The organism is Agromyces cerinus (assembly GCF_016907835.1).
Taxonomy (GTDB): domain Bacteria; phylum Actinomycetota; class Actinomycetes; order Actinomycetales; family Microbacteriaceae; genus Agromyces; species Agromyces nitratus.
Map to the genome: position 1 here is coordinate 2,072,878 of NZ_JAFBCT010000001.1, position 21,843 is coordinate 2,094,720.

19 protein-coding genes and 1 pseudogene are annotated in these 21,843 nt (G+C 69.4%); 9 read left to right on the forward strand and 11 right to left on the reverse strand.

Annotation, left to right across the window (positions count from 1 at the left end; genetic code table 11):
- The first annotated feature begins 116 nt into the window (after positions 1–116).
- A complete protein-coding gene (locus tag JOE59_RS09620; RefSeq protein ID WP_204460119.1) occupies positions 117–3,899 on the forward strand; it encodes a multifunctional oxoglutarate decarboxylase/oxoglutarate dehydrogenase thiamine pyrophosphate-binding subunit/dihydrolipoyllysine-residue succinyltransferase subunit in 3,783 nt (1,260 codons plus the stop codon).
- Between the two features lie 71 nt (positions 3,900–3,970).
- Here the strand turns inward: JOE59_RS09620 and JOE59_RS09625 are convergent, their stop codons facing one another.
- The 3 genes from JOE59_RS09625 to JOE59_RS09635 all read right to left on the reverse strand — a co-directional run bounded on the left by JOE59_RS09625 (position 3,971) and on the right by JOE59_RS09635 (position 7,200).
- Positions 3,971–6,202, reverse strand: coding sequence for an MMPL family transporter (locus JOE59_RS09625; protein WP_307837018.1), 2,232 nt, complete (start codon positions 6,200–6,202; stop codon positions 3,971–3,973).
- 72 nt (positions 6,203–6,274) lie between these two features.
- Positions 6,275–6,526, reverse strand: a complete 252-nt coding sequence (locus JOE59_RS09630; RefSeq protein WP_074261315.1) for a zf-HC2 domain-containing protein — start codon at positions 6,524–6,526, stop codon at positions 6,275–6,277.
- The gene (locus tag JOE59_RS09635) at positions 6,523–7,200 is read right to left on the reverse strand and encodes a sigma-70 family RNA polymerase sigma factor (RefSeq protein WP_204460121.1); all 678 of its coding nucleotides are present in this window, start codon (positions 7,198–7,200) and stop codon (positions 6,523–6,525) included. The genes JOE59_RS09630 and JOE59_RS09635 overlap by 4 nt, the downstream gene beginning before the upstream one ends.
- A 112-nt stretch (positions 7,201–7,312) precedes the next feature.
- On the opposite strand from JOE59_RS09635, the gene aroA reads away from it, so the two are divergent.
- The 3 genes from aroA (at position 7,313) to bcp (ending at position 10,323) form a co-directional block, all read left to right on the forward strand.
- The gene (aroA, locus tag JOE59_RS09640; protein WP_204460124.1) at positions 7,313–8,683 is read left to right on the forward strand and encodes a 3-phosphoshikimate 1-carboxyvinyltransferase; all 1,371 of its coding nucleotides are present in this window, start codon (positions 7,313–7,315) and stop codon (positions 8,681–8,683) included.
- On the forward strand, positions 8,680–9,768 hold the full coding sequence (gene rsgA, locus JOE59_RS09645; RefSeq protein WP_204460126.1) for a ribosome small subunit-dependent GTPase A: 1,089 nt from the start codon (positions 8,680–8,682) through the stop codon (positions 9,766–9,768). The genes aroA and rsgA overlap by 4 nt, the downstream gene beginning before the upstream one ends.
- 78 nt (positions 9,769–9,846) lie before the next feature.
- The gene (bcp, locus tag JOE59_RS09650) at positions 9,847–10,323 is read left to right on the forward strand and encodes a thioredoxin-dependent thiol peroxidase (protein WP_204460128.1); all 477 of its coding nucleotides are present in this window, start codon (positions 9,847–9,849) and stop codon (positions 10,321–10,323) included.
- A 61-nt stretch (positions 10,324–10,384) separates the two neighbouring features.
- Here the strand turns inward: bcp and JOE59_RS09655 are convergent, their stop codons facing one another.
- Entirely contained in the window at positions 10,385–10,852 is a 468-nt protein-coding gene (locus tag JOE59_RS09655; RefSeq protein WP_239560185.1) for a hypothetical protein, read from the reverse strand.
- 204 nt (positions 10,853–11,056) lie between these two features.
- Here JOE59_RS09655 and JOE59_RS09660 point away from each other — a divergent pair, with 204 nt between their 5' ends.
- Entirely contained in the window at positions 11,057–11,305 is a 249-nt protein-coding gene (locus tag JOE59_RS09660) for a WhiB family transcriptional regulator (protein ID WP_022893204.1), read from the forward strand.
- Between the two features lie 106 nt (positions 11,306–11,411).
- On the opposite strand, the gene rdgB is transcribed toward JOE59_RS09660, so the two are convergent.
- The 3 genes and pseudogenes from rdgB to murI form a co-directional block, all read right to left on the reverse strand.
- Positions 11,412–12,023 carry an RdgB/HAM1 family non-canonical purine NTP pyrophosphatase gene (rdgB, locus tag JOE59_RS09665; protein WP_204460130.1) on the reverse strand — a complete coding sequence of 204 codons (612 nt, stop codon included), beginning with the start codon at positions 12,021–12,023 and terminating at the stop codon, positions 11,412–11,414.
- 5 nt (positions 12,024–12,028) lie between these two features.
- Positions 12,029–12,803 (reverse strand): annotated as a pseudogene (gene rph / locus JOE59_RS09670) (ribonuclease PH).
- Positions 12,800–13,645, reverse strand: a complete 846-nt coding sequence (gene murI, locus JOE59_RS09675) for a glutamate racemase (RefSeq protein ID WP_204460133.1) — start codon at positions 13,643–13,645, stop codon at positions 12,800–12,802. The pseudogene rph and the gene murI overlap by 4 nt, the downstream one beginning before the upstream one ends.
- Positions 13,646–13,745: 100 nt before the next feature.
- Between murI and JOE59_RS09680 the strand changes: the two genes are divergently transcribed.
- Positions 13,746–15,020, forward strand: coding sequence for a nicotinate phosphoribosyltransferase (locus JOE59_RS09680; RefSeq protein WP_239560887.1), 1,275 nt, complete (start codon positions 13,746–13,748; stop codon positions 15,018–15,020).
- Between the two features lie 7 nt (positions 15,021–15,027).
- On the opposite strand, the gene JOE59_RS09685 is transcribed toward JOE59_RS09680, so the two are convergent.
- From JOE59_RS09685 to JOE59_RS09695, 3 genes are read right to left on the reverse strand one after another with little or no spacing between them, the layout of a single operon-like run.
- On the reverse strand, positions 15,028–15,315 hold the full coding sequence (locus JOE59_RS09685) for a DUF3039 domain-containing protein (protein ID WP_074261323.1): 288 nt from the start codon (positions 15,313–15,315) through the stop codon (positions 15,028–15,030).
- 10 nt (positions 15,316–15,325) lie between these two features.
- On the reverse strand, positions 15,326–16,900 hold the full coding sequence (locus JOE59_RS09690) for a hypothetical protein (protein WP_204460137.1): 1,575 nt from the start codon (positions 16,898–16,900) through the stop codon (positions 15,326–15,328).
- Positions 16,876–17,703 carry an ABC transporter ATP-binding protein gene (locus JOE59_RS09695; RefSeq protein WP_374191136.1) on the reverse strand — a complete coding sequence of 276 codons (828 nt, stop codon included), beginning with the start codon at positions 17,701–17,703 and terminating at the stop codon, positions 16,876–16,878. Before JOE59_RS09695 ends, JOE59_RS09690 begins: the two co-directional genes overlap by 25 nt.
- Before the next feature lie 1,121 nt (positions 17,704–18,824).
- Between JOE59_RS09695 and JOE59_RS09700 the strand changes: the two genes are divergently transcribed.
- Complete coding sequence (locus JOE59_RS09700) at positions 18,825–19,514, forward strand: phosphocholine cytidylyltransferase family protein (protein ID WP_307837019.1); 690 nt, start codon at positions 18,825–18,827, stop codon at positions 19,512–19,514.
- 89 nt (positions 19,515–19,603) lie between these two features.
- Here the strand turns inward: JOE59_RS09700 and JOE59_RS09705 are convergent, their stop codons facing one another.
- On the reverse strand, positions 19,604–20,146 hold the full coding sequence (locus tag JOE59_RS09705; RefSeq protein WP_204460140.1) for an ECF transporter S component: 543 nt from the start codon (positions 20,144–20,146) through the stop codon (positions 19,604–19,606).
- An 82-nt stretch (positions 20,147–20,228) separates the two neighbouring features.
- On the opposite strand from JOE59_RS09705, the gene JOE59_RS09710 reads away from it, so the two are divergent.
- Both JOE59_RS09710 and JOE59_RS09715 read left to right on the forward strand, forming a co-directional pair.
- Positions 20,229–21,047: an ABC transporter permease gene (locus tag JOE59_RS09710; protein WP_204463340.1), complete on the forward strand. Its 819-nt coding sequence runs from the start codon at positions 20,229–20,231 to the stop codon at positions 21,045–21,047.
- A gap of 1 nt (position 21,048) precedes the next feature.
- The gene (locus JOE59_RS09715; RefSeq protein ID WP_204460142.1) at positions 21,049–21,810 is read left to right on the forward strand and encodes an ABC transporter ATP-binding protein; all 762 of its coding nucleotides are present in this window, start codon (positions 21,049–21,051) and stop codon (positions 21,808–21,810) included.
- Positions 21,811–21,843: the final 33 nt, after the last annotated feature.

Genomic DNA, 21,843 nt, shown 5'->3' on the forward strand with positions numbered 1-21,843 from the left:
CTCGCGGCCCCATTCAGGGGATTAGGCTGGGAGACGGTGATTCGTCATGCCCGCGCGTATGGCGAGACCGCGAAGCAGGTAATTCCAGCATCAATGGAGAGAGTGGGCGAGAGGCTGTGTCGAGCCAATTGACCGGGTCGGGATCCGACGAGACGACGTCGGGCGAATACGGAGCCAACGAATGGCTCGTCGACGAGATGTACGAGAAGTTCCTCGTCGATCCCCAATCGGTCGACAAGACCTGGTGGCCGGTGCTCGAGCACTACCGCCAGGTGAAGACCGAGGGCGGAGACCCATCGACCACTGCACCGGCGACGGACGCCGCCGCGCCGGCGCCTGACGCAGCCCCGGCTGCGCCTGCTGCCCCCGCGGAGACCACGGCCGCAGCAGCATCGACCGCCGCAGCACCGACCGCCGGGCCGTCCACTGCCCCCGTGCCCGTCATCGGGCAGACGCCTGCCGCGCGCACGACGTCGGTCGCCCCCCGCACGCAGCCCGTGCCGGCCGATGTGCCCGTCACGAGCCCGCAGCCCATCGTGGCCGACGCCCCGAAGGAAGACGAGGTCGTCACCCTCAAGGGCATGCCGAAGGCGCTCGCGGCCAACATGGACGCCTCGCTCACCGTGCCGACCGCCACGAGCGTCCGCACGATCCCGGCGAAGCTCATGATCGACAACCGCATCGTGATCAACAACCACCTGCGGCGTTCGCGCGGCGGCAAGATCTCGTTCACGCACCTCATCGGCTGGGCGCTCATCCAGGCGCTCAAGGAGTTCCCGAGCCAGAACGTCTACTACGCGGAGCCCGACGGCAAGCCGAGCCTCGTCAAGCCGGCCCACATCGGCCTCGGCATCGCGATCGACATCCCGAAGCCCGACGGCACCCGTGCCCTGCTCGTGCCCGCGATCAAGCGCGCAGAGACCATGACGTTCAACGAGTACCTCACGGCCTACGAAGACCTCGTGCAGCGTGCCCGCCAGAACAAGCTGAAGGCCGACGACTTCGCCGGCGCCACGGTCTCGCTGACCAACCCCGGCGGCATCGGCACCGTGCACTCCGTGCCCCGGCTCATGAAGGGCCAGGGCTGCATCATCGGCGCCGGCGCCCTCGAGTACCCCGCCGAGTTCCAGGGCGCCTCCGAGAAGACGCTCGCGCACCTCGCGATCGGCAAGACGATCACGCTGACGTCGACGTACGACCACCGCGTCATCCAGGGCGCCGGCTCGGGCGAGTTCCTGAAGAAGGTGCACGAGCTGCTCCTCGGCCAGCGCGGCTTCTACGAGAACCTCTTCGCCGCCCTCCGTCTCCCCTACGAGCCGATCCGCTGGGCGCCCGACATCTCGGTCGACATCGCGAGCGCGATCGACAAGACCGCTCGCGTGCAGGAGCTCATCAACGCCTTCCGCGTGCGCGGCCACCTGATGGCCGACATCGACCCGCTCGAGTACGTGCAGCGCTCGCACCCCGACCTCGACATCGCGAGCCACGGCCTGACGTTCTGGGACCTCGACCGCGAGTTCGTCACCGGCGGCTTCGGCGACACGCGCACCGCGCAGCTCCGTGACATCCTCGGCGTGCTCCGCGACTCGTACTGCCGCACCATCGGCATCGAGTACATGCACATCCAAGATCCCGTGCAGCGCAAGTGGATCCAGAACGAGGTCGAGCGCAGCTACGAGAAGCCGACGCACGACGAGCAGATGCGCATCCTCGGCAAGCTCAACGAAGCCGAGGCGTTCGAGACCTTCCTGCAGACGAAGTACGTCGGCCAGAAGCGATTCAGCCTCGAAGGCGGCGAGTCCGTCATCCCGCTGCTCGACGAGATCCTGCAGGGCGCGGCGAAGGAGGGCCTCGACGAGGTCGCCATCGGCATGGCGCACCGCGGCCGCCTGAACGTGCTCACGAACATCGCCGGCAAGACCTACGGCCAGGTGTTCCGCGAGTTCGAGGGCACCCAGCAGTCGAAGGGCTTCTCGGGTTCGGGCGACGTCAAGTACCACCTCGGCACCCAGGGCACCTTCACGGCCGATGACGGGCACCAGATCCCCGTCTCGCTCGCGGCGAACCCCTCGCACCTCGAGGCGGTCGACGGCGTGCTCGAGGGCATCGTGCGCGCCAAGCAGGACCGGAAGCCGATCGGCACGTTCTCGACGCTGCCGATCCTCGTGCACGGCGACGCGGCGATGGCCGGTCAGGGCGTCGTGCTCGAGACCATGCAGATGTCGCAGCTCCGCGGCTACCGCACCGGCGGCACCATCCACGTCAACATCAACAACCAGGTCGGCTTCACAACGGTGCCGGGCGACGCCCGCTCGTCGATCTACTCGACGGATGTCGCGAAGACCATCCAGGCCCCGATCTTCCACGTGAACGGCGACGACCCCGAGGCCGTCGTGCGTGTGGCCGAGCTCGCGTTCCGCTACCGCCAGGAGTTCAAGCGCGACGTCGTCATCGACCTCGTCTGCTTCCGTCGTCGCGGCCACAACGAGGGCGACGACCCCTCGATGACCCAGCCCCTCATGTACAACCTCATCGAGGCGAAGCGCTCGGTGCGCAAGCTCTACACCGAGGCCCTCGTCGGTCGCGGCGACATCACCGAGGTCGAATACGAAGAGGCGCACCGCGACTTCCAAGACCGTCTCGAGCGCGCATTCGCCGAGACGCACGCGGCGCAGACCGGTGCGATCCCGATCATCGGGGCGACCGAGACGGCCCGAGTCGAGGAACCCGTCGCGGGCGAACTCGAGACCACCGGCGTCTCGACCGACGTCGTGCACGCGATCGGCGACGCGTTCAACAACAAGCCGTCGGGCTTCACGGTGCACCCGAAGATCCAGCAGCTCCTGACGAAGCGCCTCGACATGAGCCGCAACGGCAAGGTCGACTGGGGCTTCGGCGAGCTGCTGGCCCTCGGCTCGCTCCTCCTCGAAGGCACCCCGGTGCGCTTCGCCGGTCAAGACGCGCGCCGCGGCACGTTCGTGCAGCGCCACGCCGTGCTGCACGACCGGGTGAACGGCCAGGAGTGGCTGCCGCTGCAGAACCTCTCCGAGAACCAGGCCCGCTTCTGGATCTACGACTCGCTGCTGTCCGAGTACGCCGCGATGGGCTTCGAGTACGGGTACTCCGTCGAGCGCGCCGACGCCCTCGTCATGTGGGAGGCGCAGTTCGGCGACTTCGCGAACGGCGCGCAGACCATCATCGACGAGTTCATCTCCTCGGCCGAGCAGAAGTGGGGCCAGCGCTCGAGCGTCGTGCTCCTGCTCCCGCACGGCTACGAGGGCCAGGGCCCCGACCACTCGAGCGCCCGCATCGAGCGGTACCTGCAGCTCTGCGCCGAGAACAACATGACCGTCGCCCGCCCGTCGACGCCCGCGTCGTACTTCCACCTGCTGCGCCGGCAGGCCTACGCCCGCCCGCGCCGTCCGCTGGTGGTCTTCACCCCGAAGGCCATGCTGCGCCTCCGCGGCGCGACGAGCGAGGTCGCCGACTTCACGAGCGGCCGTTTCGAACCGGTCATCGACGACGCCCGCATCGCCGACAAGGCCGCCGTCAAGCGCGTCGTGTTCGTCTCGGGCAAGATCTACTACGACCTGATCACCGAGCTCGAGAAGCAGCAGAACACCGAGGTCGCGGTCGTGCGCCTCGAGCAGCTCTACCCGCTGCCCGCCGGCGAGCTCAAGGCCGTCGCCGACTCGTACCCGAACGCCGAGCTGATGTGGGCGCAGGACGAGCCCGAGAACCAGGGCGCCTGGCCGTACTTCATCATCGAGACGAACAAGCTCGGCGACCGCGCGGTGCGCGTCGTCGCGCGAACGGCAGCGGCGTCGCCCGCCACCGGTTCCGCGAAGCGGCATGCCACCGAGCAGGCCGAGCTGGTGCGCACCGCGACCACGCTCTAGCGCGGCAGCACGAAACGAACGAAGCGAGCGGATGCCCCGGGGCATCCGCTCGCTTCGTCGTCTCCGCCTGCTCAGGCCTTGCCGCGCCCGAGCCGGCTCGGCCACCAGATGGCGCGCCCGATGTCGTACGCGAGCGCGGGCACCAGGAGCGTGCGCACGAGGAACGTGTCGAGCAGCACGCCGAAGGCGACGATGAACGAGATCTGCGCGAGGAACAGGATCGGCAGCACGCCGAGCGCCGCGAACGTAGCTGCGAGCACCAGCCCTGCGGAGGTGATCACGCCGCCCGTGAGCCGCACACCCCGGATGATGCCGGAGCGCGTGCCGAACCGCAGCGATTCCTCGCGCACCCGGGTCATCAGGAAGATGTTGTAGTCGACACCGAGGGCGACGAGGAACACGAATCCGAAGAGCGGCACCGACGGGTCCGCCCCGGGGAAGTGGAACACGTGCTCGAACACGAGGGCCGAGACCCCGAGCGCCGCCGCGAACGAGAGCACCACGCTGCCGATCAGGATGAGCGGCGCCACGATGGACCGCAGCAGGAGCATCAGGATCACGAGGATCGCGGCGAGCACGAGCGGGATCACGAGGGTGCGGTCGGCGATCGCCGCCGCGTTCGTGTCGAGTGCGACCGCGGTCTGCCCGCCGACGAGCACGTCGGTGCCGACCTCGTCGAGGTCGGAGCGGAGTTGCTCGACGGTCGCCTCGGCCTCGAGCGAGTCCGACGGGTCGGTGAGGGTCACCTGCAACTGCACCTCGCCGTCGACGACGGTCGGCGCAGGCGCGGGCGTTCCGGGCGGGCCGAAGGCCTCGATGCCGTCGCTCGTGACCGGCGCGCTACCGGCCGGCGAGTCGGCGCTCACCACGGCGACGGAGTCCACGCCCGCCGTGTCGAGCGCGACATCCGCCATCTGCTGCAGCTCGTCCTCCGGGCCGATGACGATCGCCGGCGTGCCCGATCCTGCTGGGAAGTGCTCGCCGAGCATCGCCTGGCCGTCGCGCGCCTGCGACTCGCCCAGTACGAACTCGCTCGAGGCGACGCCGTCGGCGTCGAGCTGCGCGAGTCCGAGCGACATGGCGCCGAGCGCCAGCACCGACACGATCCAGACGGTGCGCGGACGCTTCGAGACGAGTCGGCCGACGCCCGCCCAGATACCGCGATCGGGCAGGTCCGCCTCGTCGGGTGCCGACGCGTCGATGACGCCTGCGGCATGGCGGGCGTGCACCTCGGTCGCGTCGCCGACGTGGGCGACCTTCCTCGGCCAGAAGGCCGCGCGACCCGCCCAGAGGAGCAGCGCGGGCAGGAGCGTCAGCGCAGCGAGCACGGCGAAGACGATGCCGATCGCCGCGACCGGCCCGAGCACCTTGTTCGAGGTCAACTCGCTCACGAGCAGGATCAGGAGCCCGACGATGACGGTGCCACCCGAGGCCACGATCGGCTCCCACGAGCCCTTCAGTGCCGCCCAGGTGGCGTCCCACTTGCGCTCGTGCTGTGCGAGTGCCTCGCGATAGCGCGAGATGTAGAGCAGCGCGTAGTCGGTGGCGGCACCGATCACGAGGATGAACAGGATGCCCTGGGTCTGCCCCGAGAGCAGGAGGATGTCGGCGCGTGCGAGTGCCACGACCGTGAAGACCGAGGCGCACAGCGCCGTCAGGCTCGTGAAGAGCACGATGAACGGGAGCAGGGGCGAGCGGTACACCACGATGAGGATGAGGAAGACCGCGGCGAGGGCGACGGCGAGCAGGAGGCCGTCGATTCCGCTGAACGCGGCGGAGAGGTCGGCGGTGAAGCCCGCGGGACCGGTGACGGCCGACGTCGTGCCGTCGACGGGGTTCTCCGTCAGCACGGCGCGCACCTCCGCGACGATCTCGGCCGGCTTCTCGCCGCCCTCCACCTTCTCGATCGGCAGGATCATCTGCACGGCGACGCCGTCGTCCGACGGCAGCACGGGGGACGCGCCCTCGGCGTTCACGCCGTCGACCGCGAGCAGTTCGTCCCTGAGGTCGTCGATCGCCGCGAGCTGGTCGTCGTCGAGCTCCTCGTCGCCGGAGATCACGACGATCGCCGGGATGTCGTCGGAGTCTCGGAACCCCTCCTGCAGCTCGGTCACCTCGGTGGCCTCGGCCGACGCGGGAAGGAACTGGGCCTGGTCGTTCGTCGAGACGTCGCTCAGCGAACCGAACGCGGCACCTCCGGCACCGAACAGTGCGAACCAGATCAGGATGAGGGCGGCGGGAATGGTGACGCGCAGCCACGTGGGCACGCGCTGCTTCGGCGTTCGGTCGGAGTTGTCGATCACATCCTCGACGCTATGGCTCGAACGTCATCGCCCGCATCGAACGAACGATTGAGAGTGCGCCGCACGAACCCGTCAGGCGACGGTGTGCGTCGACTGGTACAGCCGGATCTGCGTGAGCACCTGCACCCGCAGCTGCTCGGGTGCGCTCTCGCGGCATGCACGCTGCACGACCTCGGTGATCGCAACGCCGACGCGCAGCTCCGCCTGGCAGTCGGCGCAGTTCGCGACGTGCTCGCGGATGTCGGATGCATCCGCCGCCCGCAGCTCGTTGTGCAGGTACTCCTCGAGTTCGGCCCTGGCCTTGTCGCAGCCGCAGTCGGTCATTTCTTGCTCCTGGTGGGTTTGGCCGCCTTCTCGCCCGCTGCGAATCCCTGTTCGCGGGCGTAGTCGGCGAGGGACTCGCGGAGCAGGCGCCTGCCACGGTGCAGACGGCTCATCACGGTCCCGATGGGGGTGTTCATCATGTCGGCGATCTCCTGGTAGGAGAAGCCCTCGACGTCGGCGAAGTACACCGCGAGCCGGAAGTCCTCGGGCAGCGCCTGCAGTGCGTCTTTCACGGCGCTGTCGGGCAGGTGGTCGATGGCCTCGGCCTCGGCCGAGCGGCTCGCCCGCGCCGTGGTCGACTCGGCACCGCCGAGCTGCCAGTCCTCGAGATCGTCGATCGTGCCCTGATAGGGCTCGCGCTGCTTCTTGCGGTAGCTGTTGATGAAGGTGTTCGTGAGGATGCGGTACAGCCACGCCTTCAGGTTGGTGCCCTGGGTGAACTGCCCGAACGCGGCGAACGCCTTGACGAACGTCTCCTGCACGAGGTCCTGCGCATCGGCCGGGTTCTTCGTCATGCGCAGGGCGGCGGCGTAGAGCTGGTCGATGAACGGCAGCGCCTGTTCTTCGAAGAGCTCGCTCAGCGGCCGTGCCGCCTCCTCGACTTCGGGGGTCTCGCCCCCGGAGTCGGCGGCCACGGGGTCGTTCGGCGTCGCGTCGATCTGATCGGCAGTCATCACCCGCAATCCTAGATCGTCGACCCCGACCACTGCGGGGCGTTCGAGCACTCCTGTCGACATGCGCAACACCGACTCCTTCCGCGTTTCCGGACGCTACTGTTGATAACCGATGCTGATTTCGAAGTATTCCGAGCCTGAGTTCGATCCGTACGGCGACGCCAGAGAGACCGAGACGGATGAAGGCTGGCGCGCTCCGGTCGCCGTGGCCCCGCTCTCCGCGATCATGGGTCTGCCCGGTTCGAAATCGCTCACGAATCGCGAGCTCGTGCTGGCGGCACTCGCCGACGGGCCGTCGACCTTGCGCGCGCCGCTGTGGTCGCGCGACAGCGAACTCATGATCGAGGGTCTGCGCTCGCTCGGCACCGGGTTCGAGCGAGTGCCGGGGCACGGCGGATTCGGCGACGACCTCCGCGTCACCCCCGCCGAGGAACTGCTCGGCTCGACCACGATCGACTGCGGGCTCGCCGGTACGGTCATGCGGTTCCTGCCGCCCGTCGCCGCACTCGCACTCGGCCCCACGATGTTCGACGGCGACGAGCACGCCCGACGTCGCCCGATGTCCGGCGTGATCGACGGGCTGCACGCCCTCGGCGTCGACCTCGACGACGACCGGCGCGGCACGCTGCCGTTCACGGTGCACGGCACCGGGGCGATCGGCGGCGGCGCACTCGAGATCGACGCATCGGCGTCGAGCCAGTTCGTGTCGGCACTGCTGCTGTCGGCCCCGCGATTCGAGCACGGACTCGACCTGCGCCACTCGGGCGAGCGGCTGCCGAGCCTGCCCCACATCGAGATGACCGTCGAGACCCTCCGCACCCGCGGCGTGGAGGTGACGAGCCCCGAGCCCGGTCGCTGGGTCGTCGCACCCGGCGCCATCCGCGCGATCGACGTCGACATCGAGCCCGACCTCTCGAACGCCGCGCCGTTCCTCGTCGCTGCACTCGTCGCCGGCGGCTCCGTCACCATCACGGGCTGGCCCGCCGAGACCACGCAGGTGGGGGCGCAGCTCGCACAGATCCTGCCGAAGTTCGGCGCTCGCGTCGTGGTCGAGGGCGACCGGCTCACGGTGCACGCGCCCGAGCCGGGCGAGGGCAGCCGCCGAGGCATCCGCGGTGTCGACCTCGACCTCTCCGAGGCTGGGGAACTCGCGCCCAACCTCGTCGCGCTCGCGGCCCTCGCCGACGAACCGTCGACGATCACCGGCATCGGCCACATCCGTCACCACGAGACCGACCGTCTCGCCGCCCTCACCGCCGAGATCAACGGTCTCGGAGGCCGGGTCACCGAGCTCGACGACGGCCTGCGCATCGACCCCGCCCCGCTCCACGGCGGACCGTGGCGCGCCTACGCCGATCACCGCATGGCCACGAGCGGGGCGATCATCGGCCTCGCCGTGCCCGGCGTCGTCGTCGACGACATCGCGTCGACCGGCAAGACCCTCCCGCAGTTCACCGCGCTCTGGGAGCAGATGCTGGCATGACCTGGTGGAGCACCGACGACGACGAGGACGACGAGCCCGAGTTCGACGAGTCGGATGTGCGCGTGCGGCCGAGCCGGCGCGGCAGCCGGCCGCGCACGAAGCAGCGACCTGAGCACGCCGATGCGGTCGCCGGCATGGTGATCGGCGTCGACCGCGGTCGCTACAGCGTGCTGATCGACGAGAACGGTCCCGACGAACGCGTGATCACGGCGGCCCGCGCGAGCGAGCTTCGCCGCAAGTCGGTCGTCACCGGTGATCACGTCGACCTCGTCGGCGACACCTCCGGCGAGCCGGGCACCCTCTCGCGCATCGTGCGGGTCGGCGAGCGCACCACCCTGCTGCGACGCAGCGCCGACGACACCGACGAGGTCGAGCGCGTCATCGTCGCCAACGCCGACCAGATGCTCATCGTCGTCGCGGCGGCGAATCCCGAACCGCGCATCCGCCTGCTCGATCGATATCTCGTCGCGGCGTTCGATGCCGGCATCCGCCCGCTCCTCGTCATCACCAAGACCGACCTCGCCGACCCCGCCGAGTTCCTGCGCAACTTCGCCGGTCTCGACCTGACGGTCTTCCTGAGCGGCGAGCACGAGATGCCGCTCGACGAGATCGCCCGCGTGCTCGTCGGCCACCGAACCGTGTTCGTCGGCCACTCGGGCGTCGGCAAGTCCACGCTCGTGAACGCCCTCGTGCCGAGCGCGAAGCGCGCCACCGGGCACGTCAACGTCGTCACCGGCCGGGGCCGCCACACGTCCTCGTCGACGGTGTGGCTGCGCTTCGATGCCGCAGACCTGCCGGCTGCCGACGTGCCCGATGCGGCGACCGGGACCGGTTGGGTGATCGACACGCCCGGCGTGCGCTCGTTCGGCCTCGGCCACGTCGACCGTGCGAACATCCTGCGCTCCTTCACCGACCTCGACCGCCTCGCCGAGCGTTGCCCCCGCGGGTGCACGCACCTGCCCGACGCCCCCGACTGCGCCATCGTCGAGGCCGTTGAGGCCGGGGAGCTCGGCGAGACCGGTGCGGCCCGCCTCGAATCGCTCCAGCGCCTGCTGACGACCTTCGCGGGCGGCGCCGCGGTCTGAGGCTGCGATGAGCCTGCCGTGCCCCCTGCGGGCGTTCTGCGGCCCCGGGGCATCCGTCGACGTGCTTACCATTGAGGCATGACCGATGCACGACTCGCCCCCGGCGACCTCGCTCCAGATTTCACCCTGCTCGACCAGAACGGCGAACCGGTCACCCTCTCGGCCCTTCGCGGTTCGAAGGTGGTGCTCTACTTCTACCCCGAGGCGATGACCCCCGGCTGCACGACCGAGGCGTGCGACTTCCGCGACAACCTGAACTCGTTCGGAAGCGCGGGCATCCGCGTGCTCGGCGTCTCGAAGGACGACGTGGCCAAGCTCGCCGCGTTCGCGGCTCGCGACCGGCTGACCTACACGTTGCTCTCCGACACCGACCTCGCCGTGCAGCAGGCGTACGGCGTCTGGGGCGAGAAGGCGCTCTACGGCAAGATCGTCGTCGGCTCCATCCGGTCGACCTTCGTGATCGCCGAAGACGGCACGATCGAGCGTGCCTTCTACAACGTCAAGGCGACGGGCCACGTGGCGCGGCTGCGCCGCGACCTCGGCCTCGACGGCTGAGTCGGCACAGACCCCGACCAGCAGGTCCCGACCAGCAGATGCACCAGCCCGACTCCGGGGGTCACGCCGCGGCGTGATCCTCGGGGCGGGTGTACGCCAGGCGCACCGGCGTCCACAGCAGCAGGCCGATGACGGTGATCGCAGGCACCAGGAGCGCCCATCCCACATCAGGCCGGGCGAACAGGCCCTGGAAGGCGCCGACCGCGACCGACACCTGCAGGATCTGCCAGACGATGGCCGCTGCGCGCGACCACGGCGCCTGACGGATCGAACCGACGGCGACCGTCACGACCCAGATCGCGCCGATCGCGACGAGCACGAGCAGTGCGATCGCCGTCGTGTACGACGACGGTTCGAGCGAGAACAGGTCGATCACGAGCCAGATCACGAGGGCGATCATCGCCGCCGCCTCGAGCAGGAGCAGCACGCTCACGACGATGAGCGCGACCCGCACACCCGACTCGGGAGTTTCGTGCCGCTCGGGCGAGCCGTCTCGCGCCTCGAGGGAGGCGTCGTCGCGCCGATTCACAGGGTTATCCCATACACAGCTATTGATTCGATCTCTCCGCTATGCGACCATTTATGAGGCCGAATTGATGCTCACAGGGACGTGAGCCGATCAGTCACTGATCCTACTTCCCGAGATTCGGCTTTCCCCCTGCAGCAGCCGGTTTCGGCAAGCGCAATCGTGCGCGTCTGCAATCGAAGTACACCCCGCAAGGAGCATCCCCATATGGATTGGCGCGACAAGGCCGCCTGCCTCACCGCAGACCCGGAACTCTTCTTCCCGGTCGGCAACACCGGTCCCGCCGTCGACCAGATCGAGAAGGCGAAGACCGTGTGCGGTCGCTGCACCGTCACCGAGATCTGCCTGCAGTACGCCCTCGAGACCGGCCAGGACTCGGGCGTGTGGGGTGGCCTCAGCGAAGACGAGCGCCGCGCCCTCAAGCGCCGCGCCGCACGCGCCCGCCGCGCCTCCTAGCGACTCGGCGGCCGGTCGACCCGGCCGCCGTTTCCGCTCACCGTTTCGCACGGCTGACGGCCCTGCCCGTTCGCCGACGCGTCACGACCTTCGGCGACCCCGCGACTCACCGAGCCGCGATGATCCGCTCGAGCTCGGGGATGAGCGCTGAGAACGCCCGAGCCCGATGACTGTGCGTGTTCTTCACCTCGGGCGCGAGCTCCGCTGCGGAGACCTCGAAACCCTCCGGCACGAAGATCGGGTCGTACCCGAACCCGTGCGCCCCCGACTCCTCGAGCGCGATGCGTCCGGGCCACAGCCCGACCGCGGCGTACTCGTGCGGCCCGCCGGCGGCTTCGGGCACCACGAGTGCGATGGTGCAGTGGAAGTGACCACGGCGATTCGGATCTCGGATGTCGCCGAGCTGCGCGAGCAGCAGGTCGAGGTTCGCCTGCGCCCCCCTGCCCGGTCCCGCCCAACGGGCCGAGAAGATGCCGGGTGAACCTCCCATGACGTCGACGGCGATGCCGGAGTCGTCGGCGAGGGCGATGCGTCCGGTGTGCGCCGCAGCGGCACGCGCCTTGATGAAGGCGTTCTCCTCGAACGACGTGCCGTCCTCGACGGGTTCGGGCCCGTCGTAGGCGAGCACCGTGAGCCCCGGCATCCGCTCGCCCAGGATCTTCTGGAACTCGTCGACCTTGTGCTGATTGTGGGTGGCGAGCACGACCTCGAGACTCATCGGCGTCACTCCCCCGCTGCGGCGACGGCTTCAGCGAGCACGCGCTGCTGGATGCGCGTGAGGTCCGCGGTGCCCGCGAGGGCGAGGTCGAGCAGCGAGTCGAGCTCGCGGCGGTCGAAGGGCGCGCCCTCGGCGGTGCCCTGCACCTCCACGAAGAGGCCGCGGCCGGTCGCCACGACGTTCATGTCGGTCTCCGCACGCACGTCCTCGACGTAGGCCAGGTCGAGCATCGGCGTGCCGTCGATGATGCCGACCGAGACGGCCGAGACGGTGTCGATGAGCGGCTGGGCGCGCTGGCCGACGAACTTCTTGTCACGTGCCCACTCGATCGCATCGGCGAGCGCCACGTAGGCGCCCGTGATCGCGGCCGTGCGGGTGCCGCCGTCTGCCTGCAGCACATCGCAGTCGATCTGGATCGTGTTCTCGCCGAGACCCTTCATGTCGACGACGGCGCGCAGGCTCCGGCCGATGAGGCGGCTGATCTCGTGGGTACGGCCCCCCGATGCGGCCCTTGACGGCCTCGCGGTCGTTGCGCGTGTTCGTGGCGCGGGGCAGCATCGAGTACTCGGCGGTGACCCAGCCCTTGCCCTTGCCGTTCATCCAGCGGGGCACGCCGTTCGTGAACGACGCCGTGCAGAGCACCTTGGTCTTGCCGAACGAGACGAGGGCGCTGCCCTCCGCGTGCTCGCTCCAGCCGCGCTCGATGGTCACCTCGCGCAACTGGTCGGCGGTGCGCCCGTCGGCGCGGATGATGGTGGTGGGCTCGGATGCCTCGGTCATGCGTTCTCCTGTCGAAGCCGTACGTGGTCTGGGATCGTGACGGCACCGGTCTGCACGAGCTCGACGCTCGGGATCTCGGGGCCGATGAGTCGGTGGGCGAGGTCGAGGAACGCGCTCGTGGAGCGGCCCGTGGCCTCGTAGCGGTAGCTGGGCGGGGTCGCGGCGCGGCGCTCGGCACCCGTGCCGACGAGCACGCGGTAGACGTCGTTCGCCGTCTCGACGTCGCTCGAGACGAGCGAGACCTCCTCGCCCATGACGTAGGAGATCGCGCCCTTCAGGAACGGGTAGTGCGTGCAGCCGAGCACGAGGGTGTCGATGCGCGCCCGCTTCAGCGGGGCGAGGTACTCCTCGGTGATGGCGAGCAGTTCATCGCCGGTGGTGACACCCGCCTCGACGAACTCGACGAATCTCGGGCACGCCTGCGAGAAGAGCTCCAGGTGCGGAGCGGCGGCGAACGCGTCGTCGTAGGCGCGCGAGGAGATCGTGCCGGCGGTGCCGATGACGCCGACCCGGCCGGTCTTCGTCGTCGCGACGGCCCGGCGCACGGCCGGCTGGATCACCTCGACGACGGGGACGTCGTAGCGCTCGCGGGCGTCGCGCAGCATCGCGGCGGAGGCCGTGTTGCACGCGATCACGAGCATCTTCACGCCCTGTGCCACGAGGTCGTCGAGCACCGCGAGGGCGTAGCCGCGCACGTCGGCGATCTTCTTCGGGCCGTACGGCGAGTGCTCGAGGTCGCCGATGTAGAGGATCGACTCGTTGGGCAGTTGGTCTTTCACGGCCCGGGCGACGGTGAGCCCGCCGACCCCGGAGTCGAAGATCCCGATCGGTGCATCCGTCACGACATGCAAGCGTAGCGCTCCCCGCTGAACGCGCCCTCCTCGATAGGCTGTCCGGGTGACCGGCTCAGCAGCGCTCTTCACCGACCGATACGAACTGACGATGGTCGATGCCGCGTTGCTCGACGGCACCGCGCATCGCGAGAGCCTGTTCGAGGCATTCGCGAGGCGCCTGCCCGACGGGCGGCGGTACGGCATCGTCGCGGGCACGGGCCGCCTGCTCGAGCTGATCCAGCGCTTCCGCTTCGACGAGGCCGAGCTCGAGTGGCTGCGCGAACACGAGGTCGTGCGACCCGCGACCCTCGACTGGCTCGCCGACTATCGGTTCACCGGCGACATCTGGGGCTACCGCGAGGGCGAGGCGTACTTCCCGGGCTCTCCCCTGCTCACGATCCAGGCGAGCTTCGCCGAGGCCGTGATGCTCGAGACCGTGGTGCTCTCGACCCTCAACTACGACTCCTCGGTCGCGAGCGCCGCCGCCCGCATGGTCTCCGTCGCCCTCGGCCGCCCGATCGCCGAGATGGGCTCGCGGCGAACCAGCGAGCGTGCGGCCGTCGCCGCTGCCCGAGCCGCGTACATCGCGGGCTTCGACGCCACCTCGAACCTCGAGGCCGGGCGCACCTGGGGCATCCCGACCATGGGCACGGCCGCGCACGCCTTCACCCTGCTGCACGACACCGAAGAGGGGGCGTTCCGCGCTCAGGTCGAGGCCTTCGGGCCGAAGACCACCCTGCTCGTCGACACCTACGACATCACGAAGGGCGTCGAGCTCGCCGTGAAGATCGCCGGCCCCGAGCTCGGCGCCGTGCGCATCGACTCGGGCGATCTGCCGACCGTCGTCGCCGCCGTGCGCGAGCAGCTCGACACCCTCGGCGCCGTCGACACGCGCATCACCGTCACGAGCGACCTCGACGAGTTCACGATCGCCGGCCTCTCGGGGGCACCGGTCGACGCGTACGGCGTCGGCACCGCCGTCGTGACCGGCTCGGGGTTCCCGGCCGCCGGAATGGTGTTCAAGCTCGTCGCACGCCGCGACGACGCCGGTGACTGGGTGTCGGTCGCGAAGGCATCGACGCAGAAGGCGAGCGTCGGCGGCCGCAAGAACGCCGCACGACGCCTCGATTCGACCCGTACCGCTCGTGAAGAGCTCGTCTTCGTCGGCGACGGCCCCGACGGCGAGGCCGAGTACGAAGCCGACGACCAGCTGCGACCGCTCATGGTGCAGCTGATGACCGGCGGCGAAGCCGACCCGGCATTCCTCGGCAAGGCCGGCACCGAGGCTGCACGGGCCCACCGCTCCACGGTCATGCAGGAACTGCCGGTTGAGGCGTTCCGCCTGGGCCGCGGCGAACCGGTGATCCCGACGACCTACCTCTGAGCTGCGGCTACTCCGCCTTCATCTTCTCGTAGATCGCCTTGCAGGTCGGGCAGACGGGGAACTTCTCGGGGTCGCGCCCCGGGGTCCACTTCTTGCCGCACAGCGCCTTCACGGGCTTGCCGGTGAGGGCCGACTGCAGGATCTTGTCTTTCTGCACGTAGTGCGAGAAGCGCTCGTGATCGCCGGGCTCGATGGCCTCTTCGTTCAGGAGCTTCTCGAGCTCGCGGTCGAGAACGTCGGTACCGCCGCCGGGGGAACCGGGGTCGGCGATGCTCGCGCGCACGGAGGAGATCATGCGATCGATTCTACGCGCGGATCGCGGCACCGAGGATCTCGGGGCCCCGACGGTCGAACACCCTGCCGCCCGCCATCACGCCGATCGCGAGCACGGCGAGTCCGAGGGCGACCCCCGAGGCGAGGGATGCCGCGTGCCACGCCGGGTCGACGAAGATGCCGGCCGCCGCGAACGCCACGGCCGGAAGTGCGACGAGCAGCGAACCGAGCATCGTGACCGTCTGCACGAGCGCCGTGATCGTTCCGGTCGCCTGCGGCTGCTGGAACGGGCTGTCACCGGGCTTGACGGCCGGGTAGGGGAATCGGGCCGACGTGATCGACCCGACACCGAGCCCGCCGAGGAGGAGTGCCGTGCTGACTCCGAGGAGGGACGGCACCAGTCTCCAGTCGTTCAGCACGAACACCGTGACCGCGCTGCCGAGGCCGATGACGAGCACGCCCGCGATCAGCACGGGCACGAGGCGGCCGAGTCGATCGGAGACCCCGCGCACGCCGGAGACGACGTGCAGCCAGATGGCCGTGGAGTCGTAGGCGGTGTCGTTGTGCAGGCTCCAGCCGAGGAACAGGCACATGAGCGGCACCGGGATGAGCCAGAGGTACTCGGTCGGCACGCCGGCGAGACTGAGCGGCACCATGACGATGACCGGCACGATCGGCACCATGATGAGCGAGACCCAGTAGCGGGCGTCGCGGAACCAGTAGGTGAAGCTTCGTGCGGCGACGGCACCGGCGGCGCCCTGCGGCATCCGGTCGAACCAGCCGAGTCCACGGTAGCTCTTCGCGGAGGCCTCACGGCCGGGGGTCACGAGCATCTTGGCCACGAGGGCCTGCCAGGCGAACCAGATGACCGCGAGCGTCGCGGCGGCGATGAGCAGCTTCACGATCGCGGCGCCCCACTGCCCGGCGGCGGCATCGCCGGGCACCGCGAAGACCGCGCCGAACGGCGTCCACGAGAGCACCGCGGCGATCGACTCCATGACCGAGACGCCAGAGCTCGCCCAGTCGACCGAGACGAGCACGACGATGATCGGCGACGCCATGACGATCAGGAGCAGCCCGAGCACGCCGCTGAGTTCGCGCGCCCGACGGGTGGCGAGCAGCAGGGAGGCGATGCCGGTCGAGACGCGGGCCAGCAGGAGGCAGGTGGCGAAGGCGATCGCTGCGGTGATGATCGCCAGCAGGGTCTCGCCGACGCCGCGCGACCACGTGACGACCGTTCCGAGCAGCACGAGGGCGAGCACGAGGGCGGGCACGCCGATGACGGCGGCGACGGCGAGCCCGATCGCGAGTGTGCGGTCGGGCAGCCCGAAGAGTGCGAAGCGCCGCGGGTCCATCGTGTCGTCGACGCCGAAGATCAACGGAACGACGATGAATCCGAGCACGGTGAGCGACCCGGCGACGACGAATGCGCTGCGGATGATCTCGACGTCATCGCTGAAGCGCAGCCCGACGAGTCCGGCGAACAGCAGTGCCGCCAGCCCGAGTCCGTAGATCAGTCCGATGACGATGCCGACGACCTGCCAGGTGCTGCGCCGGAAGATGTTGCCGAGCAGTCGCAGTTTCAGTCGGAGAAACTGTGCAACCATTCCATGCCTTCCGCAGCCTTGCGTCCGCCGGCGAGCTCGACGAATCGGTCTTCGAGGGTCTGCCCGGCACGCACCTCGTCGAGTGTGCCCGCCGCGAGCACGCGCCCGGCCACCACGATCGCCGCCGAGTCGCAGACGCGCTCGATGAGGTCCATGCCGTGGCTCGAGAGCACGACCGTGCCACCGCCCGCGACGTAGCGCTCGAGGATCTCGGTGAGGTTCGCGGCGGAGACGGGGTCGACGGACTCGAACGGCTCGTCGAGCACGAGGAGGCGAGGCGAATGGATCATGGCGCAGGCGAGCGCGATCTTCTTCGTCATGCCCGCGGAGTAGTCGGCGACGAGCCGGTCAACGGCGTCGTCGAGGCCGAATGCCGCGATCAGGTCGGCGCTGCGCTCACGCACGGTGCGACTGTCGAGCCCGCGGAGCTCCCCCGAGTAGTAGAGGAGCTGCGCACCGGTCAACCGGTCGAAGAGCCGCAGCCGGTCGGGCAGCACGCCGGTGGCGCGCTTGGCCGCCTGAGGGTGCGCCCAGGCGTCGATGTCGTGGATGCGCACCGTGCCCGCGTCGGGGCGGAGGAGGCCCGTGACCATCGAGAGGGTCGTCGTCTTGCCGGCGCCGTTCGGACCGACGATGCCGAAGAACGAACCGGCGCGCACATCGAGGCTGATGCCGTCGACGGCGGTGTTCTCGCCGAACTTCTTCACGAGCCCCTCGATCGCGAGCACCTTCGGCGCGCTCGCCGGCGGTGCGCTGCGGGCCGGGCGCAGCGAGCGCTTCTTCCGCGCAGCGGGCTTCTTCACGGGCTGGATCACGGCGACGGCCTGAGCTGAACTGCCGGATGCCGCGGTGCCGCTCGTCTCCTCGACCGGCGGCGAGGCCTCGACGGGCGGGGCGGCGGCGCTGGATGCTTCTGCGACGACTGGCGCCGGGGCCACGACGGCCTCAGCGGCGGCTGCCTCGGCGGCGGCGGCCTCGGCGGCGGCTGCCGCAACCGTGACTGCCGCGGCGGCTGCAGCCGGGCGCCTCGGCGCGCGCTCGACGGTCTCCTCGTCGATCTCGGAGCGGACCGCGGGTGTCTCGGGCACCACCGGCGGCTCGGACACCGTCGCGGCGGCGGTGTCGGGAGCCTTGCGCGTGGGCCGCTCGGCCGCGGTGGTCTCGGTGGTGAGTGCCGCGGCGACCTGCTGCGATCGGCGCCGCGATGCTGCTGTGGCAACCGCCTCGGTGCGACGGCTCGCGCCGTCTGCTGTGGTCTCGGCGGCCGACGCGCGCGGCGTTCTCGTGGTCTTCGCAGCTTCGCCGCGAGTCGCGGCGGCCTTCGCCGAGGCGGAGCGCGATGCCGCCGTGCGCTTGGAGGCCGGCCCGCTCTCGGTCGGCGAGCCCTCTGCGGGCTCGGCGGCGTCGGCCGCCTGCTTCTTCGCGGCGGCCGTCTTCGCCGCAGCCGTCTTCGCAGCGGCAGTCTTCGCCGCGGCGGTCTTCGCCGCCGTCGTCTTCGCAGCGGTCGTCTTCGCCGCCGCAGCAGTCGTCTTCGGAGCGGCCGTGCGCGCGGGGCGCTTCGCCGTCGCCGCCGACCGCGCCGGCTGGGACTCCGTCGTCTCGGTCGCCCCCGCGCCGGTGCCTTCGGCAGTTTCGTCGTCGTGTTCGGAGCGCGAAACGGAAGTCACCCAGACAACCTATCAACCAGCGCCGCCGTTGCGAGCCTTGTCGCACGGCGAATGCCGAGGGAGACTGGGTATCGGCTGAGCGTCGTATCACGATCCCACTACGACCTTGTCCCCCGGATGGTGGGCGGCAGGCGCCCCCGTTATCCTGATTTACGGCATAACGGCGTGTCCATATGTGAACTTCCGGATGAAATCCGGGCCAATCCTCGGCGACGAGGAGGGGGGCCCGGGGCATCCGACCCACCGAAGGAGATGCAGTGACCCAGATCGTGATTCTCGCGGCCGGCATGGGGAGCCGGCTCGGGCGATCCCTCCCCAAGCCCCTCACCGAGCTCAGCGACGGCCGCACCATCATGCGCCAGCAGTTCGACAACGTCGAGCACGCGTTCGGCAGCAACGCCGGCGTGACCATCGTCGTCGGCTACAAGCTCGAGCACATCATCGAGGCGTTCCCGCAGGCGTCGTTCGTCTACAACGAGGAGTACGACCAGACGAACACCTCGAAGAGCCTCATGCGCGCCCTCGCGGCGTCGCAGCCCGGCGGCGTGCTCTGGATGAACGGCGACGTCGTCTTCGACCCGAGCATCCTCGACCGTGCGCTGCCCTACATCGCGCGCGACCAGTCCTTCGTCACGGTCAACACCTCGAAGGTGTCCGACGAAGAGGTGAAGTACACGACGAGCGCCGAGGGCTACATCAAGGAGCTCTCCAAGACCGTCAAGGGCGGTCTCGGCGAGGCCGTCGGCATCAACTACATCTCGAGCCGCGACAAGGCGACGTTCCTCGCCCACCTGCAGCGCGTCGGCGACCAGGACTACTTCGAGCGCGGCCTCGAGCTCGCGATCGAGCAGAACGGCATCCTCGTCGAGCCGATGGACATCTCCGACCTCTACGCGGTCGAGATCGACTTCGCCGAAGACCTGGAGCGCGCGAACCACTTCGTGTGACCTGCACCACAGCAACAGCACTGAAGCAGAGAAGAGCGGATGCCACGAGGCATCCGCTCTTCTTTGTGCTCTCTTTCGTCTCGCTCGCCTCAGGAGGTCAGCGTGCGGGCGACGCCCGCTCGAGCGAGTGACGCGGCGATCACCCGACCCAGCCAGGTGAACGCGATGGGGCTGAGGGCGAACATCGCGAGATAGAGGGTCCAGAACCACGGCGCGTAGTGCTCGGGCCCGAGGGCGATGAAGGTGCCTGCGGCGAGGATCAGACCGGATGCCCCTGCCGCAACGTAGTACAGCCACGGCGACCAGTTCTTGTACCGCGTGATGAAGAAGGGCAGCTCGAGGAGCGCGCCGACCAGGAGGCCGGTGCCGAGGAAGCGCAGGATCCAGTGGGGGGCGAACGCCGCACCGACGAGGCCGGCGATGAATCCGGTGAGGATGCCGACGCCCGGGCGCTTCAGCAGTGCGAGCGCCACGGCGCTCGGCAGGAAGTGCGAGCCGATCGTGATGCCGTAGAGCATCGGGGCGATGCCGGCGATGAGTCCGGCGGCGTAGCCCGCCCCGGCGGCGAACAGGCCGCCGCCCACACCGATGGCGGCGCAGCTCAGAATCACGCGGGTGCTGGTGCGGTGCACGAGGCTCCTTCCGACTGGGCTCGGCACTTGCCACCCGTCTGAGACAAATCTACCCCGGCTCGGCATCTACGATGAGAGCGTGATGAGCACGGTGTCGAACGCATACGGTGATGCCCATCCGCTGCAGCGGACGCCGTGGGACAGGTACCGTCATTCGCTCTGGCTGCTCACGACCCGCGACCTGAAGGTGCGCTACTCGACGTCGGCCCTCGGCTACGTGTGGTCGGTGCTCGATCCGCTCGTGATGGCGGGCATCTACTGGTTCGTCTTCACCCAGGTCTTCCAACGGCCGGTGGGCACCGAGCCCTATCTCGTCTTCCTGCTGTCGGCCCTGCTGCCGTGGATGTGGTTCAACGGCTCGGTCTCGGACTCGACGCGCGCGTTCCTGAAGGACGCCAAGCTCGTGCGCTCGACGATGATCCCCCGCACGATCTGGGTCAACCGCATCGTGCTGTCGAAGGGCATCGAGTTCCTGCTCGCCCTGCCGGTGCTCGCGCTGTTCGCCGTGATCTTCCGCGACGAGCTCCGGCTGCACTGGGAGCTCGTGCTCTTCCCGCTCGCCATCGTGCTGCAGGCGGTGCTGACCGCGGGCGTCGCCCTGATCGTGGCACCGCTCGTCGTCTTCTTCCGCGACCTCGAGCGGGCGGTCAAGCTCGCACTGCGGTTCCTGTTCTACGCCTCCCCCATCATCTACGGCGTCACCGACCTGCCGCCGCAGCTGCACTTCTGGGCGGCGTTCAACCCGCTCTCGGGCATCTTCGGCCTCTACCGGGCAGGGTTCTACCCCGACGAGCTCGACTGGTTCAACGTCGCGATCTCCGCACTCATGTCGCTCGCGATCCTCGCGGTGGGACTGTGGGTGTTCCGTTCCGCCGAACGCCAAGTCCTGAAGGAGATCTGATTTGGATGCCTCGACCGCCGCATCCTCGGCCCCCTTCGCCATCCGCACCACCGGACTCGGCATCCGGTTCCGGCGAAACCGCCGCGGGCGGCGCTCGTTCAAGGACCTCCTCGCCGGCCGCCGCCGTCGCACGCGTCCCGGGGAGTTCTGGGCGTTGCGCGACGTCTCCATCGAGGTGCGACCCGGCGAGGCGATCGGAGTCGTCGGCCGCAACGGCCAGGGCAAGTCGACACTGCTGAAGCTCGTCGCGGGCGTCATGATCGCCGACGAGGGCACCGTCGAGATCACCGGCGGCGTCGCCCCCCTCATCGAGATCACCGGCGGGTTCGTCGACGACCTCACCGTGCGCGACAACGTCTACCTGACGGCCGGACTGCACGGCATGACGAACGCGCAGATCGATGCGAAGTTCGACGAGATCATCGAGTTCGCCGACATCGGCGACTTCCTCGAAACGCCCTACAAGCATCTCTCGAGCGGCATGAAGGTGCGCATCGCCTTCGCCGTGATCTCCCAGCTCGAAGAGCCGATCATGCTCGTCGACGAAGTGCTCGCCGTGGGCGACAAGGCGTTCCGCGAGAAGTGCTACCGCCGCATCGACGAACTGCTCGCCGGCGGTCGCACGCTCTTCTTCGTCTCGCACAACGAACGCGACCTCCGCCGGTTCTGCACGCGCGGCCTCTACCTCGACAAGGGCTCCCTCGTGCTCGACGCCCCCATCGACGAGGTGCTCGCGCGCTACAACGCCGAACACGGCGCATAGGCGGATGCCGCGGGTTCGGGGCCCCGCGACATC

What these genes read in the sequence shown, in the direction of transcription:
- JOE59_RS09630 (WP_074261315.1), bottom strand. Translation starts at nt 6,526, where the DNA reads ATGACCGACTGCGGCTGCGACAAGGCCAGGGCCGAACTCGAGGAGTAC.
- aroA (WP_204460124.1), top strand. Translation starts at nt 7,313, where the DNA reads ATGCTGATTTCGAAGTATTCCGAGCCTGAGTTCGATCCGTACGGCGAC.
- rsgA (WP_204460126.1), top strand. Translation starts at nt 8,680, where the DNA reads ATGACCTGGTGGAGCACCGACGACGACGAGGACGACGAGCCCGAGTTC.
- JOE59_RS09710 (WP_204463340.1), top strand. Translation starts at nt 20,229, where the DNA reads ATGAGCACGGTGTCGAACGCATACGGTGATGCCCATCCGCTGCAGCGG.
- JOE59_RS09685 (WP_074261323.1), bottom strand. Translation starts at nt 15,315, where the DNA reads ATGATCTCCTCCGTGCGCGCGAGCATCGCCGACCCCGGTTCCCCCGGC.
- JOE59_RS09680 (WP_239560887.1), top strand. Translation starts at nt 13,746, where the DNA reads ATGGTCGATGCCGCGTTGCTCGACGGCACCGCGCATCGCGAGAGCCTG.
- bcp (WP_204460128.1), top strand. Translation starts at nt 9,847, where the DNA reads ATGACCGATGCACGACTCGCCCCCGGCGACCTCGCTCCAGATTTCACC.
- JOE59_RS09635 (WP_204460121.1), bottom strand. Translation starts at nt 7,200, where the DNA reads ATGACTGCCGATCAGATCGACGCGACGCCGAACGACCCCGTGGCCGCC.
- JOE59_RS09660 (WP_022893204.1), top strand. Translation starts at nt 11,057, where the DNA reads ATGGATTGGCGCGACAAGGCCGCCTGCCTCACCGCAGACCCGGAACTC.
- JOE59_RS09690 (WP_204460137.1), bottom strand. Translation starts at nt 16,900, where the DNA reads ATGGTTGCACAGTTTCTCCGACTGAAACTGCGACTGCTCGGCAACATC.
- rdgB (WP_204460130.1), bottom strand. Translation starts at nt 12,023, where the DNA reads ATGAGTCTCGAGGTCGTGCTCGCCACCCACAATCAGCACAAGGTCGAC.